At 45.6% G+C, this 14164-nt stretch carries 15 protein-coding genes; 7 read left to right on the top strand and 8 right to left on the bottom strand.

All coding sequences use genetic code 11. The annotated features are described in order from the left end of the window. Window positions 1-39: 39 nt before the first annotated feature. From QUA36_RS23935 to QUA36_RS23925, 3 genes are all read left to right on the top strand, one after another. Window positions 40-1059, top strand: a complete 1020-nt coding sequence (locus QUA36_RS23935; RefSeq protein ID WP_333459328.1) for an ATP-binding SpoIIE family protein phosphatase — start codon at window positions 40-42, stop codon at window positions 1057-1059. Next, window positions 1056-2612, top strand: a complete 1557-nt coding sequence (locus QUA36_RS23930; protein WP_333459327.1) for an ATP-binding protein — start codon at window positions 1056-1058, stop codon at window positions 2610-2612. Before QUA36_RS23935 ends, QUA36_RS23930 begins: the two co-directional genes overlap by 4 nt. A 593-nt stretch (window positions 2613-3205) precedes the next feature. Further along, window positions 3206-4678, top strand: a complete 1473-nt coding sequence (locus QUA36_RS23925) for an MBOAT family protein (RefSeq protein ID WP_333454728.1) — start codon at window positions 3206-3208, stop codon at window positions 4676-4678. A gap of 328 nt (window positions 4679-5006) precedes the next feature. Here the strand turns inward: QUA36_RS23925 and QUA36_RS23920 are convergent, their stop codons facing one another. Together QUA36_RS23920 and QUA36_RS23915 are read right to left on the bottom strand one after the other, a co-directional pair. Then, the gene (locus tag QUA36_RS23920) at window positions 5007-5831 is read right to left on the bottom strand and encodes a sulfurtransferase (protein WP_333459326.1); all 825 of its coding nucleotides are present in this window, start codon (window positions 5829-5831) and stop codon (window positions 5007-5009) included. 26 nt (window positions 5832-5857) lie between these two features. Further along, a complete protein-coding gene (locus QUA36_RS23915) occupies window positions 5858-6871 on the bottom strand; it encodes a hypothetical protein (RefSeq protein WP_333459325.1) in 1014 nt (337 codons plus the stop codon). Window positions 6872-6985: 114 nt separating this feature from the next. On the opposite strand from QUA36_RS23915, the gene QUA36_RS23910 reads away from it, so the two are divergent. The 3 genes from QUA36_RS23910 to glmU all read left to right on the top strand — a co-directional run bounded on the left by QUA36_RS23910 (window position 6986) and on the right by glmU (window position 8761). Further along, window positions 6986-7120, top strand: a complete 135-nt coding sequence (locus QUA36_RS23910) for a hypothetical protein (RefSeq protein ID WP_333459324.1) — start codon at window positions 6986-6988, stop codon at window positions 7118-7120. 78 nt (window positions 7121-7198) lie between these two features. Next, window positions 7199-7360: a hypothetical protein gene (locus tag QUA36_RS23905; RefSeq protein WP_333161471.1), complete on the top strand. Its 162-nt coding sequence runs from the start codon at window positions 7199-7201 to the stop codon at window positions 7358-7360. Between the two features lie 12 nt (window positions 7361-7372). Continuing rightward, complete coding sequence (glmU, locus tag QUA36_RS23900; protein WP_333459323.1) at window positions 7373-8761, top strand: bifunctional UDP-N-acetylglucosamine diphosphorylase/glucosamine-1-phosphate N-acetyltransferase GlmU; 1389 nt, start codon at window positions 7373-7375, stop codon at window positions 8759-8761. 170 nt (window positions 8762-8931) lie between these two features. Here the strand turns inward: glmU and QUA36_RS23895 are convergent, their stop codons facing one another. The 3 genes from QUA36_RS23895 to QUA36_RS23885 all read right to left on the bottom strand — a co-directional run bounded on the left by QUA36_RS23895 (window position 8932) and on the right by QUA36_RS23885 (window position 11273). Further along, on the bottom strand, window positions 8932-9684 hold the full coding sequence (locus tag QUA36_RS23895) for a hypothetical protein (RefSeq protein WP_333161468.1): 753 nt from the start codon (window positions 9682-9684) through the stop codon (window positions 8932-8934). Between the two features lie 385 nt (window positions 9685-10069). After that, complete coding sequence (locus QUA36_RS23890; protein ID WP_333161466.1) at window positions 10070-10558, bottom strand: hypothetical protein; 489 nt, start codon at window positions 10556-10558, stop codon at window positions 10070-10072. A 76-nt stretch (window positions 10559-10634) separates the two neighbouring features. Continuing rightward, window positions 10635-11273 carry a tetratricopeptide repeat protein gene (locus QUA36_RS23885; protein WP_333161464.1) on the bottom strand — a complete coding sequence of 213 codons (639 nt, stop codon included), beginning with the start codon at window positions 11271-11273 and terminating at the stop codon, window positions 10635-10637. Between the two features lie 197 nt (window positions 11274-11470). Here QUA36_RS23885 and QUA36_RS23880 point away from each other — a divergent pair, with 197 nt between their 5' ends. Further along, window positions 11471-12721 (top strand): WD40 repeat domain-containing protein, encoded by a 1251-nt coding sequence (locus QUA36_RS23880; protein WP_333161462.1) that lies wholly within the window; start codon window positions 11471-11473, stop codon window positions 12719-12721. Here QUA36_RS23880 and QUA36_RS23875 read toward each other — a convergent pair. The 3 genes from QUA36_RS23875 to QUA36_RS23865 all read right to left on the bottom strand — a co-directional run bounded on the left by QUA36_RS23875 (window position 12718) and on the right by QUA36_RS23865 (window position 14124). Beyond that, window positions 12718-12936: a hypothetical protein gene (locus QUA36_RS23875; RefSeq protein ID WP_333161460.1), complete on the bottom strand. Its 219-nt coding sequence runs from the start codon at window positions 12934-12936 to the stop codon at window positions 12718-12720. The two genes, QUA36_RS23880 and QUA36_RS23875, sit on opposite strands and share 4 nt — an antisense overlap. 24 nt (window positions 12937-12960) lie before the next feature. Further along, window positions 12961-13896: an isoaspartyl peptidase/L-asparaginase gene (locus QUA36_RS23870; protein ID WP_333161458.1), complete on the bottom strand. Its 936-nt coding sequence runs from the start codon at window positions 13894-13896 to the stop codon at window positions 12961-12963. Between the two features lie 72 nt (window positions 13897-13968). Beyond that, a complete protein-coding gene (locus tag QUA36_RS23865; RefSeq protein ID WP_006631540.1) occupies window positions 13969-14124 on the bottom strand; it encodes a DUF2256 domain-containing protein in 156 nt (51 codons plus the stop codon). Window positions 14125-14164: the final 40 nt, after the last annotated feature.

The following is a 14164-nucleotide window of genomic DNA, read 5'->3' as shown; positions in this document are numbered from 1 at the left end:
GTCTTATAGCTTCCCCAAACCCCCACGAAAAGATAAAAAATGATAGATGCCGTAGCCCTGCCCGTAACAGAAGAAAGTCAAGTGGGAGAAGCGCGCCGAATCGCAGTCGCCCTGGCGGCCGAAGTCGGATTTAACGAGACCGATCGCGGTAAAGTAGCAATTGTTACCACAGAAGCAGCAAAAAACGTGGTCAAGCACGCCCGCGAAGGAGAACTTTTGCTGCGAACATTAAAAACAACGGCAGGATATAGCATTGAAATAGTAGCGCTCGATAGGGGGCAGGGAATGGCAAATGTCGCGCTGTGTCTACGGGACGGTTTTTCTACAGCGGGAAGCCCTGGAACGGGACTGGGGGCAATTCAACGCCTCTCTACTTTTTTTGATATTCATTCTGTACCAAAACTGGGGACAGCCTTATTAGCGCGGCTGGAACCGACCCAAAATAGCCGGGAAGCATCCCAAAACAGCAATTACTTGGAATTTGGGGTCGTCCACTTACCGAAAGCAGGAGAGCAAATTTGCGGCGATTCGTGGGCGGCAGAAAATCACTGTGAGAAAAACCTGATTTTAGTTGCAGACGGGCTCGGCTACGGGGATTTGGCCCAGGAAGCGTCTCAGGAAGCAGTGCGGGTATTTGAGGAAAACGCCAAACTTGGGCCGAAAGCAATTTTAGAGAAGGCGCACGCTGCTTTAAAAAATACCAGAGGAGCGGCGGCGGCGATCGCCCAAATCGATCGTACTCAACAAACAATTTGTTTTGCCGGAATTGGCAACATCAGCGGTGTAGTTGTCACAGATAACCAAAGCCGCAGCATGGTTTCCTACAACGGCACAGTTGGACATATGATGCGAAAAGTAGCAGAATTTGTCTATCCTTGGTCGCAGCAGTCCCTACTCATCATGCACTCCGACGGTTTGGCGGCGCAGTGGAATTTAAACCGCTACCCGGGTTTAGCCTCCAGGCATCCTGCTTTAATCGCAGCCGTGCTCTACCGGGACTTCAAACGCACTCGCGATGACATGACAGTTATAGTAGCCAAGGTGAGAGAAGCAGCGTGAGTTACCCAATCCTGACGACGGAAGTCCGTTTTGAACAAGACATCGTACAAGTACGCCAAAGAGCTCGCCAAATTGCTAAAGGGCTGGGATTCGATTCCCAAGTACAAACCCGCATCGCCACAGCAGTTTCCGAAATTGCCCGCAATGCTTTCAAATATGCAGGCGGTGGCAAAGTAGAATTCATTGTGGAAGGGGAATCGCCCCAAATTTTTCGGACTCGGATTTCCGACACCGGGCCGGGAATTGCTGATTTACCGGCTGTGTTAAGCCCCAATTTTCGATCGCAAACCGGCGCGGGACTCGGTTTAGCAGCAGCGAAACGGTTGATGGACGAAGTGAAAATCGACTCGGCGCCCGATCGCGGAACGGCTGTACAATTAATTAAACAGTTTTCCAAAAATATGCCGGCGCTGAGTGCGATCGAACTAAATCAATTAGTTGACAAACTAGCGCGCCAAATTCCCGAAGATCCCTATGCCGAAATTCAGCAGCAAAATCAAGAATTACTACGCACTTTAGACGAACTCCGCCAGCGTCAAGAAGAACTCGTACAATTAAATCAACAACTAGAAGATACCAATCGCGGAGTCGTGGCACTTTACGCTGAATTAAACGATAAAGCCGAATCTCTCCGGCGCGCCAGCGAACTGAAAACCAGCTTTCTCTCCAATATGAGCCATGAGTTTCGCACTCCGCTAACGGCAATTATGAGCCTTTCTGAAATATTGTTAGATCGCCTCGACGGAGAACTTTCAGCCGAACAGGACAAGCAAGTAAATTACATTTATAAATCCGCCGAGTCTCTCGCAGAAATTGTCAACGACTCGTTAGATTTAGCCAAAGTGGAAGCCGGAAAACTAACTGTTCGCTTGGCTGATTTTGAAGTCGAAGATTTGTTCAGCGCCCTGCGAGGAATGATGCGCCCCCTGCTTCCCCAAAACTCTGCTGTTTCTATAATTTTTGAAGATCCTCTGGAACTTCCAATCCTCACAACCGACGAGGGAAAAGTTTCTCAGATTTTACGAAATCTGATTTCTAACGCCCTCAAATTTACCGAAGCAGGTGAAGTTCGAGTTGCTGCGGAAATGGGAGAGGAGGGAACAGTTACTTTTTCAGTAGCAGATACGGGCATCGGCATTGCCCCAGCCGATCAAAGGCGGATTTTTGAAGAATTTGTCCAACTCGAAAACCCCTTGCAGAATGGCGTCAAAGGCACGGGATTGGGATTGTCTCTATGCAAAAAACTGGCGGAATTTTTGGGGGGAAGCATTAAAATCACAAGTTCACCCGGAGTGGGTTCGACTTTTTTTGTCACACTGCCGATTCTGTATCCGGGAGAGGAAGAAAACCCTTTGGAAATGTCCTCTGCTAAGGGAGATGAAATATCGCCCAAAAGCGCAAATTCTCCTAGCTTGCGGGGTTCCGGGCGATCGCCAGCGGCGGGTTCAGCAGCCAAAGTTTTGATTGGAGAGGATGAAGATAGTTTTTCTGTATTTGCTGAAAAACTTGCCACCAATTCATTGTACTGCGATATAGGTCGCCAACGGCGCTGATGGTGGATGCGACTGCTCCTTGAGCAACCGCAAGCAATTTTTATCGACATTAGGATACCGAATCTGACCGAATTTGAGGTTTGGGAAGGGTGGAAATGCGATCGAACTACTTGTCAAATACCTACTATCGTGATGAATTCAAAACATTTTGGATTACATCACTTTTTTGCTGTGCGGGATGCTATGCCTGCACGGTGAAAAATATTATTCCGATGCGAAGGGAAACGATATCAGGAATTATAGCTTTTGAGGACTGAAGTCCGATGCTGCGAACATAATTATTTTTTTTCACCGAATTTTATATTGTTCGTAAGAGAGTTAATTTATAGCAGGCAAGATTTATTTAATTTGCAACAGCATTTAACCTTTGTGCTGTAAAATGTATCAGTTCTCAGTTGCCGACTATATAGTAGGGACTTACCGAGGGCCTATTTTCGTGTCGGCGATCGGCTAAAATCCCTGATAAATCTTGTTCTTAGCAAAGTCTCGATTAATAAAAATAATGCAACAGTAGGCGCGTAATCCAAAACCGTACAAAATAAGCCATTCCAAATTCCCAAATCTAAAATCTAAAATCTAAAATCTAAAATGGTATGACTTTCATCTCCCTTCAATATGCCCTGTTTCTGTTAGTTTTGTTCGCGGCTTACTGGTTGGTTCCGCTGCGGTGGTGGCGGCTGTTCATCATGTTGGCGGGTAGTTTAATTTTTTACGCTTCGCTGCAAATTTGGTACATTCCTCTGCTGTTAGTCGCTGCTTTGTTTAATTACTGCTTGGGGATGGCGATTGGGGAACCTCTGGATTGGCGGATTGCTAATGAATCTTGGAACCGCCGCCGTTTGTTGCTGCTGTGGATAGGAATCTCGCTGAATGTGTTGCTGCTTCTGGGCTTTAAGTATGTGCCTTTTTTATTGAGTTCGATCGGCACTGTGTTAAATTGGCCTTTAGCTATCGACGGGGCTGACTGGGTGAAAAGTCACGTCATCGCACCCCTAGGATTGAGTTTCTTTTGCTTTGAGTGCATTGCTTATTTGATTGATGTGTACCGAGGCGCGCCTGCTGCTACTTCGCTGCTGCATTTTGCTGCTTATAAGTTGTTTTTTCCAAAACTGATTTCCGGCCCGATTACTCGGTATCACAACTTGATCTATCAACTGAAAACCCAGCAATTTCCGACGCCCGATCGCATTTCTGAGGGACTTTGGACGATCGCCTTTGGTGCAGTAAAAAAAGGTCTTTTCGCAGATAACTTGGGAATTTATGTCGATTTAAGCTTTACCAACTTGCAGCGGGCAGGTAGCGAGGATTTGTGGCTGGCTATTTTTGCTTACGGGCTGCAACTTTATCTCGATTTTAGTGGCTATGTGGACATGGCGCGCGGTACTGCTTTGCTGCTGGGTTGGTATTTGCCACCAAATTTTGATTTTCCTTATTTTAGTGCCAGCATAGCTGATTTTTGGCGACGCTGGCACATGACTTTAGGCGATTGGCTACGCAATTATTTGTATTTTCCTTTGGGCGGTTCGCGAGTCGGTTTGTGGCGCACTTGTCTGAATTTGTCGATCGTCATGTTAATTGCGGGAATTTGGCACGGGGCAGCTTGGGGATTTATTGTGTGGGGGGGTTTACACGGTTTAGCTTTGGCGGTTCACAGGCTGACTGATGTGGCGTTTAAGCGGTTGCGGATCGAGTTTTTGTGGGAAAATCCGATCGGGATTGCGATCGGTTGGCTGTTGACTCAGGCGATGGTTTTTGGTAGTTGGATATTTTTCCGCCTTCCAGATTTAAAGGATTCTGGATGGGCGATTTCGCATTTGTGGGGACACACTGCTGACGTGCAGTTTGCTGAGAAAGTTTATGTAGAAGCTTTGGGTTTAGATAGAGTGAGTTTAGCTTGGATGCTGGCTGCTTTGGCTGTGGCGATGCTGGGGAATTATGCGTTGAGTCGGGGTTTGAAATTGGAGTTAAATTGGCCGATGAAATTGGTGTTAGTGCCGCTTTGTTTGTATGCGGTTTGGGTGTTGGCTCCCGAAGGCGGTTTGCCTTATATTTATTTTGATTTTTAGGGTATTCTAGCAGAAGGAAGAAGGAAGTTCGGCAACGGATTCTGTAACGGATGTAACGGATGTCATGAAGAAGGAAGTTTGGCAACGGATGTAACGGATGTAACGGATGTCAGGAAAAAGGAAGAAGGAAGAAGGAAGAAAATCAATCGTTTCAGCCATTAACAACGTCCTAACCGTCTTGGCTGTTGCTATATTTGATTTTCCTTTTATTCCCCGTAAGGTGCGCCGAAGTGATTCCCCGCTTTGGCGCGCGGTGCCCACCCTAGAAATCACAGTCAACAGTCAACAGTCAACAGTCAACAGTCAACAATCATCTTGCTTCTGCACCCTACAACTGATAAGAACACCAGTCGCTCCAGCTACCTACATAAAGTTTAGCATCGGGAATCCCAGCGATTTCTAAAGACAGTAAATTAACGCAAGCCGTCACCCCGGAACCGCAATAAACGATGATTTCTTCCGCTTTTTCTAATTCCGTCCACCGCTGTTTTTGTTCGGATGCCGATCGCACTTTTCCAGTTTCATCCGTCACCCCTTGCCAAGGATAGTTAACCGCACCCGGAATGTGGCCTGCAATGGGGTCGATCGGCTCCCGCAAACCTTCATATCTCTCGCTTTCTCGCGAATCAACCAAAACCTTTCCCGGCAAGTCTTTACGCTCTTTTACCGCCTCAATATCTACCGCCAAATTCTGCTGCAATTGAGCAACAAATTTACCCTCGCGGGGTTCTGGCAAAATATTTGTTACCGGATATCCCCCCGCTTTCCAGCCGCTGAAACCCCCGTCTAACAAAGCGACTTTGCTGTGTCCCATATATCGCAGCAGCCACCATAAACGAGAGGCAAAAGCCAGTCGCGAATCGTCATAGGCGACGACTAAAGTTTCAGGTGAATTAATGCCGATCGCGCTCAATTTATCAGCTAATTCTTCAATATTTGGCAGCGGATGTCTACCGCCGTGTTTACCCACTGAACTCGCGAGATCGCGGTTTAAATCTAAATAGAAAGCTCCGGGAATGTGACCTTCTTGATATTGTTTTTGTCCCAATTCAGGGTCGGAAAGGGAAAACCGACAGTCAATAATTACAACTTGCGGATTGTCGGTATTGGTAGCTAACCATTCAGGAGAAACGATGAAGTTGTTGTCAGTCATAATTATTAAAGTCTATATTTTAACATCTATCGGGAAGGAGATTTTTTCTCTGGTTCTGCTTTTTCGGAAGCAGGTTTTTTAGGAGTTGCTTTTTCCGAAGTTTCTTTAGGCGAATTGGATTTTTTAGGAGTTGCTTTTTCCGAAGTTTCTTTGGTAGAATTGGATTTTTTAGGAGTTGCTTTTTCCGAAGGTGATTTTTCGGCGGGTGCGGGAGTTGGAGTTGGCAGAGGGGGAGTTACTGCTGCTTCTTGAGCGTAAAGCAGATATTTCTGATACTCGATTACTTTTGATTGAGCTAGTTGATGGTTGGGGCTAGAGACTGGTACTCTTCTCATTAATGAGACGGCTTCTTGCCAACGATCGATAACTGTACTCCAATCTTCCTTGGTTTTTGCCGATCGCCCCAATTCTGCTGCTTTGAGTGCGCTGTTAACGGCTTCTCGAAAAGTATCTGGTATAGTATCCGGTGCAGTTGCTAAATTTGCTGTTTCATCGGGATTATTCCCCGCAGTTGCTGCTGGCTGGTTCAAAATTTTACCGACAAACGCCACCACCGCGATCGCCAACATACCCGTTACTAGCCCGACTACAATGAAAGTCGATCGCAGTCGGTTCTCAAATGCAGCAAGTTCCGACGGTTTTTCCTCCTCAAAATTGTTCTCCATCTCTGTGCGATCGTCCATATTAACAACAGCAGTATTTGGTACAGCTTCTCCTGCAAAGCTCTGTGGTTCAAAATTGCTGTTCTCCAAACTAAACTCTTGACTCCAAGCAGCAGCAATCTGACCGCTTTCTCGGCCTTCAACCTTCACTTTGCGAATCGAATCCGGCTGCAAATTTGTCAGCTCGGTGCGAACCAAATCAACTAATGTATTTTCTATGGGTACTTGCTCGGCCTCAAGAATTACATCCAAACAATCGCCGTCGAGATTCGCGGAGGCTGTGATGCCTTCAGATTGCAACTGGCTGTTTAGCCAAGATGCGATCGCAGTGGCGAGATTTCCCTGCTTGGCAAGTTCCTGAAAATTAAGCTCTGTCATAGCTGGACACCTGATAACGCAGAAGATAAAAGGTAAAAGGCAGAAAAAATGAAAAAGTCAGAAATAGTTTTTTGGAGTTGAAAACACAATAACTGAAATTCAACAAATAGTATAATGTATCGTGGCAAATCCAAGCCCAAAGATGCAAATTATCACTCTCGCTACCCCTCGCATCCCTTGGGAAAAGACTTCAGTCCTTTCTACGAACCGAACTCAGGTTTGCAGTACAGCCAAAAATCTTCTCGCTGAGCCGCCAAATACCGCTGCTTCAACCTGGTAATTGATACCGGGCGCGCAAGCAAGTCCAGATACCGCAACGGCGTTAAGTTGAACCGCAAGCATCGCCCCTACAACCAGCATCCGCCTGGAAAAATCCTCGATCGCGCGGATGCGAGATTTGAGATTAAAAAATTGTGCGATCGCAGTGCCATCGGCGGACAGCGAGTGATATCATCAGTTAGTCAATATTCAAGTTTTTATAGCAAATAACTCGATCGCACAATGGTAGCAATAGCAATTTTAGCTGCTGGACGCGGCACGCGCATGAAATCTGACTTGCCTAAAGTTCTACACGAATTGGGCGGTCGATCGCTAGTTGAGCGAGTCCTCCAAAGTTGTCAAGAAATTCAAATTACCAGGCGACTTGTCATCGTCGGTTATCGAGGCGAACTCGTTAAAGAATCCCTGATTCGAGGTCAAGAATTATCAGGGAAAAATCTTCAATCTCCTCTCCTAGAATTTGTCGAACAAACCGAACAATTGGGAACAGGTCATGCCATCCAACAATTGCTGCCTCACTTAGAGGGATTTCAAGGAGACTTGCTGGTATTAAATGGGGATGTACCTTTGCTGAGGGCAGAAACTCTCAAACAATTGATGGTAATTCACAAACAGCACCAAAACTCTGCTACTTTATTGACAGCTAATTTGCCTAATCCTCAAGGGTACGGCCGAGTATTTACCGACAGTCAAAACTTAGTCCAGCAAATTGTCGAAGACCGCGACTGCACACAAGCTCAAAAGCAAAATCACCGAATTAATGCAGGTGTTTACTGTTTTCACTGGCCGGATTTAGAGAAAATTTTGCCAGAATTGAAGGCAGACAATGACCAAAAAGAATATTACCTAACTGATACGGTAAATTTCCTCAGTCCGGTGATGGCGGTGGATGTGGAAGATTATCAAGAAATATTGGGAATTAACGATCGCAAACATTTAGCTACAGCTTGCGATATTTTACAAACGCGGGTAAAGGACAAGTGGATGACGGCGGGAGTGACGCTGCTAGATCCCAACAGCATCACCATTGACGATACCGTAGAGTTGCAGCCGGATGTGGTAATTGAACCGCAAACTCACTTGCGGGGAAATACTTCGATCGCCTCTGGGAGTCGCATCGGCCCCGGCAGTTTGATCGAAAACAGTCAAATTGCAGAAAACGTGACTGTGCTTTATTCGGTGGTTTCTGACAGTATGGTTGCTGAAAATGCGCGAATTGGCCCTTACGCACACTTGCGGGGACACGCAGAAATTGGGTCGAACTGTCGCGTCGGCAATTTTGTAGAATTGAAAAATACTCAAATAGGCGATCGAACTAATGTCGCTCACTTGTCTTATTTAGGCGACGCGACTTTGGGGGAAAAAGTCAACATCGGTGCAGGGACAATTACGGCGAATTATGACGGAAAAAACAAGCACAAAACTCAAATAGGCGATCGGAGTAAAACGGGTTCTAACAGCGTGCTGGTTGCACCGATAACTGTGGGGAAAGATGTTAGTGTAGCGGCGGGGTCTGTGGTGACAGAAGATGTGCCGAATGATTGTTTAGTAATAGCCCGTTCCCGGCAAGTTGTCAAACCAGGTTGGAAGTTGAAAGAACCTAAAAAGTGAACGATTGTTCTCTTTTTATATGATGAGTTTCTACCCGCGAATTTAGCACTCGATACCAAAGAAACCGGGTTTTTATAATGGAAGCGATCGCACTCTAGAAGAGATTTCAGTGAAAAACCCGGTTTCTGCGTAAGTTTCCAACCTTGAGAAATCGGGTGGATCGCGATCGGCTATTTTTGGTTATTTTGTTGGTGCAGATAGTTGTTAATCGCTTTAGCGATTTTTGCTTGCTGGTATGGGTTCATCGTGCGGGGTAGGGAGATGCGAGAGCCTCCACAAACTAACAATCTGATTTCGTACCAAGTGTCATTATCCCGATCTTTTGTTCGATCGACTTCCACGCCATAAATCTCGCACAGAGAGTATTCCATTACTTTACGTGCCAACAAACCCCGCTGTTTAACAGTCAAGGTGTTTAAAGTTCCATCGAAGCTGTAGGTTTCATTATTTCTCAAGACGATCACTGCGATTGCTGTAAGCAAAAATATGCCTCCTGTCCATCCCAACCAGCGATCTTCTTGGCTTAAGCGCAGCAATCGATCTTTTGCATTTTTAACATAAAAATTGATATCCGAAGCAACAGCGTCTTGGGTTCCCCAATTAGTGGAGTTAGCAGTGAAAGGAACATTGCCAATAGAAGTCAAAAGTACAACTCTGGTTTTATAGCCGCATCTTTCAACTTTAGCTCCCCGCAAAGAAGCAAGCTCAATTTCTTTGATGTTCGACCCCAGTAAATTCGATCGCACCAACTGGCAATTTCCTTGTTTTGCCTGCAATCGCTGGCAACTCAAGGTTGCTGCATGATAGTCGAAAGTCACCGATATCAGTCCAACTGCCATGAATAAACAACTAGGGAGCCAAAAATCAAATATGCTTTTAGTCTGAATTATTAATTCACTTGCTGTTTGCTTGATTATTTTCATTTATCTCCCCCTTAAATTCCAAAAATGATGTTGCAGAGCGCCTTACTAACCCCGATTAGCCGAATTGTTAACTTATATATTATTTGAAGTCGTCCTCTGCCATGACCCTTTTATTTTAGTAATAGGTTAGCACTAAAATTCCTGACCGACAACAAATGTCGCGAGTTTACCGTCGGCTTAGTTTAAGATAGCTTTCCATGATTTAAAACACATGAATCTTAAAAATATATTAATTATGTTATGTGGAATAAAACGTTAGCTTCGTGCTCCGTAGGGAAGTAATCACCCAGGTGAGTACAGGTTTACATTTGGTTACATTATCAGTTTTATTTGCGCCTACTTAATTATCGTTAGTTATTAACTTGGGCGATTCCCTACATGATAGCTACGATTCACGGACTTGCACGGCAAATACATTGCTAAGCGTGCGATTATCGCTAATCGATATATAGCTGCGAATCAAGTCAGCCATTTTGTACTGTTCTGTTAGTGAATAGCTTCTTAAACAGATGATATCGCCCCCGAACATCCACAAATGAACATAATAGCTACGATTTCCCTCGCTATCTCTTATTTCCTCTAATTCCACCGCAGAAATCTCGCGAGTTGAGCATTCGGTAACATTATGAAGCCACACACCCCGTCGTTTAATGGTCATTTTGCTAAAAGTTTTATCAAAAATATATGTTTCATCTATCGCCCCGTCCAATAAAGACAGAGAAAACAACAGAAATATGCCTCCACCTATCCAATTTGACGCTAAAATAATCTGCAATAGTCCAATGACGATGAATGGAGAAATTAATAGCAAACCATCCCAGGCGCTGGCAGTTTTAATTGTTAGTTTAGTTGGTGTTTGTTTGAGAATTTTCATGAGTTTAGTTATTGAGTTTAAAAACGAGGTTAATTACTTATATATCCGCTGTCTGCAATTTTTAAGGCACGGATTATTATTTGACACTGCTTTGGACGATCGCACTTTTGGTGTTGTCAACAGCCTTGACAGCATAAGCATCGCCCGGACGTAGCTGTAAAGCTCTGTTAAAATTGATTAAAGCGGTTTGATAGTCTCCCTGTCCGTAGTAGATATAGCCGAGTTTCATAGATTGTTTGAAGTCAGAATTTTGAGCAGCAACATGAGTAGAATTAGGGTCAGCAACAGGTGCTGCAGGAGCAGGAGCTGGCTCGGCTGCAGGAAATGACTCGAAAGCCGGAGATAACTCTTGATAGGGTGATGGAGAAGTGTTGAAATCCGAAGGAAAAGCAGAGGGAAATTGCTCGTTATATCCCTGCTCTAAATTAGATCCAGAGTCAGAGATTTTTACAAAGTTTTTGCCATAAAATACTGAAGTAGTAATGCCTCCCAATACAAACATTAGCAATCCAGCACATTGAATTAAAAAGGTTTTTCTGATTTTTTCATTACTCCAATTTTTGATATAAAAAACTAAGGATGCAAAAGGGACAAGCAAGTAAAGCACTCCCCAAATAGTTTCCTCTCCAAAAGCTTGAACTAACCCCCAAAAATAGCCAACAAGACTTAAAACTAAACCTAAAATGAAAAATAAGGCGATCGCAATACCAGGCATTTTCTCTTTCTCCCATTAATGTAGAATTATTTAGCACACTGTAAAGGTAAGGATTCCGGCACATTTTTAACCTGACACTATTTCCCCTGTTTGCTGTGTTAAAAATAGATTAGCGGTGACAACAGTTCGATCGCGCACAGCGAATGTTAGGATTTAGGTTAGGATTTTGACTAGGAACTCGATCGCGACTGCCGCAAATGATACCCTTTACCCTCGATCGACCCGAAGAACCATTTGCACGCGCAAGCAAAGGCTGGGACATCCAAAAGCTTTATACCGACTTGGCAAATGCCAAACAAGAATTCGCCCCCCACACCAGAAGAGGGCTGACACCCGTAGAAAAGCGGCATCTCTGTGGCTTGTTGTGCGGCTACAGCCCAGCCGAAATTGCGGTTTTTCTCAACAAACAAATCAAAGGTGTAGAAGTTGATTTGTCAAAAACTTTGTACCGATACATAGAAGTATTGACAAATCGGCCGCGAAATGACCTCAAAAATTGGAGAGATGCGATCGACTGGCTGGAAATAGCCGGGTATAAAACGCAGCCAAAAACCTCAACCGGCGCCTTTTTAAAAGCTACTCTCCACCATTCAGACAGGATTTTGTCTGCAGCTATCAGTCCCGACGGACAATTACTCGCAACGGGTTCAGAGGACAGTACAGTGAAAATTTGGAGTTTGCACAGCGGGGAACTGCGGCAGACGATTTTCGGACATTCAACAGCCGTGTTGCTAGTTGCTTTCAGTCCCGCCAGCAAAACGCTGCTGACACGATCGCGCGCGGGTACAGTCAAACTCTGGAACCTGCAAAACGGCCAACTCCTGAAGCGTTTGGCAGACGTACACCGCCACGAATCCGTCGCTGTCAGCCCCGACTGGCAAATTTTGGCGATCGGCACCACCTGCGGCACAATCAAGCTTCAGCACCTCAACAGCGGCCAACTGCTGCAAATTTTGGAAGGCTACCAAGGGGATGACATAAGTGCGATCGCCCTGAGTCCCAACGGCAAAATGCTAGTAGCCAGCGGCCTCAATGCAGCCAGCGGTTTCTGTCGCGCCACAGTCACTTTGTGGGAATTGCCGGGAGGCGAAGTGAGGCGAACATTTGGTAGCGAAAATTATGTAGCGATTTCTTCCGATAGCCAAATTCTTGTCAGTCATGGCGGCCAAACTATCAAACTGTGGAATTTGCAAACAGGCGAATTATTGCATTCGCTGCAAACAGGAATTCGCATCACTTCCGCCGCCGCAATTAGCCCTGATGGGAAATACTTTGCAGTGGGGTGTTTTGACGGCACTGTTAGACTTTGGAATCTTCGCGGCGAATTACTGCACACTTTAGATGGACATTCTAGCCCTGTGTCTGCGGTGGCGATCGGGCTTTTGGGCGAAACTATCGTCAGCGGCGGAGAGAATGGTACTGTTAAACTTTGGCAACTGCGGATTTAAGAATATCGATTCCGGTTGCACCGTCCGTGCTTGTTGACTGTTGACTGTTGAGTGATGACTGTTGACTGTTGAGTGATGACTGTTGACTGTTGACTGATGGCTGATGACTGATGACTGATGACTGATGACTGATGACTGATGACTGTCGGATTTGATATCAAACTAATGCCGATCGAGATACCCGACTTGTTCAAAAAGTCGGGTATCTGAACCACATACTGACAATTTCGATCGCCCTTTTAAGCAATAAAAATCAGCGTTCCCTTGCTCATTTCCAAAGTATCGCCCATTTGCATACCATTGTGAAAAGCACCCAAAATAACCTCGCTAGTTTTGCCGAAAGCGATCGCCCCGCTAGCATCAATTCCAATTGCGCCAAAATCCCGTTGACGTTCGTCAGCTTCAGTAAAAGAACGCTCAAAAGCAGCTTTCAAACTCAAACCATCCGTTACCCGAATCACAATTCGCGCGGCCAAACACTCGTCCATAATGTGCTCGCCAATCCCCGTACAGCTTACCGCCGCACTTTGGGCTGCGTAATTTCCCGCCGGCATCGCCGAGTCACTAACCCGCCCAATCCGCTCAAAACCCTTGCCACCAGTCGAAGTCGCAGCAGCCAAGCGTCCATGCACATCCAAAGCTACGACTCCGATCGTACCCATACCGGCCGGTTCGGCAACCACGTCAGCCATTGCTTTGCTAAAATTGCCTTGGCGTTCCTGCATCCACTCGTGCAAACGCAAATCCGTCATCGGATCGTAAATCGGCAATTGAAGTTCTCGCAGCAATTCCGCCGAACCAAAATCAGAGAGAACTCGATCGTCCGAATGCTGCAAAAATTGAGCAAGTTCGATCGGATGTTGAACGCGAGAAACATTAATCGCCCCGCTGAAACGCTGCATCAAACCGTCCATTAGCGAAGCACTCATCCGAATTTGACCGTCCGACTGCACTACAGAACCAGTACCGGCATTGAATCGCGGGTCATCTTCCAACAATTGGCAGCCCCGCACCACTGCATCTACGGCACTTGCACCGTCTTTCAGCAGCGGATAAACTTCCTCCAAAACATCGTAAAGCGATTTCCGCACCGCCTCAATTCCGCCTTTACTATGTAGAGAACTGCCCGCACCGCCGTGAATAACTAGCTTTGGTTGCACTTGTTGCGATGCCATAATTTATAACCTAATAACCTAAAATTTTTCCTTTGCAATCTTAGCTTTGATCGAGCAACTTGCCCTACATTCTTAATCTTGAGCCGCCAAACGGCGGCGACGACAACGTTCGGAGCAGTATTTGACCTCATCCCAGCAGTCGGCCCATTTTTTGCGCCAAGTAAAAGGTCGATCGCACACCGGGCACATTTTTGTCGGTAAATCAGATTTCGATCGTTGCTTGGCCATGTTAATTTGGACATTACATTAGTTAGTGATTAAATTTTAA

The organism is Microcoleus sp. Pol10D4 (genome assembly GCF_036701555.1).
Classification (GTDB): Bacteria; Cyanobacteriota; Cyanobacteriia; order Cyanobacteriales; family Microcoleaceae; genus Microcoleus.
The sequence above is the reverse complement of the archived record's forward strand: the minus strand, read 5'-3'. Positions and strand labels throughout refer to the sequence as shown.

What these genes read in the sequence shown, in the direction of transcription:
- QUA36_RS23935 (WP_333459328.1), top strand. Translation starts at nt 40, where the DNA reads ATGATAGATGCCGTAGCCCTGCCCGTAACAGAAGAAAGTCAAGTGGGA.
- QUA36_RS23925 (WP_333454728.1), top strand. Translation starts at nt 3,206, where the DNA reads ATGACTTTCATCTCCCTTCAATATGCCCTGTTTCTGTTAGTTTTGTTC.
- QUA36_RS23920 (WP_333459326.1), bottom strand. Translation starts at nt 5,831, where the DNA reads ATGACTGACAACAACTTCATCGTTTCTCCTGAATGGTTAGCTACCAAT.
- QUA36_RS23915 (WP_333459325.1), bottom strand. Translation starts at nt 6,871, where the DNA reads ATGACAGAGCTTAATTTTCAGGAACTTGCCAAGCAGGGAAATCTCGCC.
- QUA36_RS23910 (WP_333459324.1), top strand. Translation starts at nt 6,986, where the DNA reads ATGTATCGTGGCAAATCCAAGCCCAAAGATGCAAATTATCACTCTCGC.
- glmU (WP_333459323.1), top strand. Translation starts at nt 7,373, where the DNA reads ATGGTAGCAATAGCAATTTTAGCTGCTGGACGCGGCACGCGCATGAAA.
- QUA36_RS23895 (WP_333161468.1), bottom strand. Translation starts at nt 9,684, where the DNA reads ATGAAAATAATCAAGCAAACAGCAAGTGAATTAATAATTCAGACTAAA.
- QUA36_RS23890 (WP_333161466.1), bottom strand. Translation starts at nt 10,558, where the DNA reads ATGAAAATTCTCAAACAAACACCAACTAAACTAACAATTAAAACTGCC.
- QUA36_RS23885 (WP_333161464.1), bottom strand. Translation starts at nt 11,273, where the DNA reads ATGCCTGGTATTGCGATCGCCTTATTTTTCATTTTAGGTTTAGTTTTA.
- QUA36_RS23880 (WP_333161462.1), top strand. Translation starts at nt 11,471, where the DNA reads ATGATACCCTTTACCCTCGATCGACCCGAAGAACCATTTGCACGCGCA.
- QUA36_RS23870 (WP_333161458.1), bottom strand. Translation starts at nt 13,896, where the DNA reads ATGGCATCGCAACAAGTGCAACCAAAGCTAGTTATTCACGGCGGTGCG.
- QUA36_RS23865 (WP_006631540.1), bottom strand. Translation starts at nt 14,124, where the DNA reads ATGGCCAAGCAACGATCGAAATCTGATTTACCGACAAAAATGTGCCCG.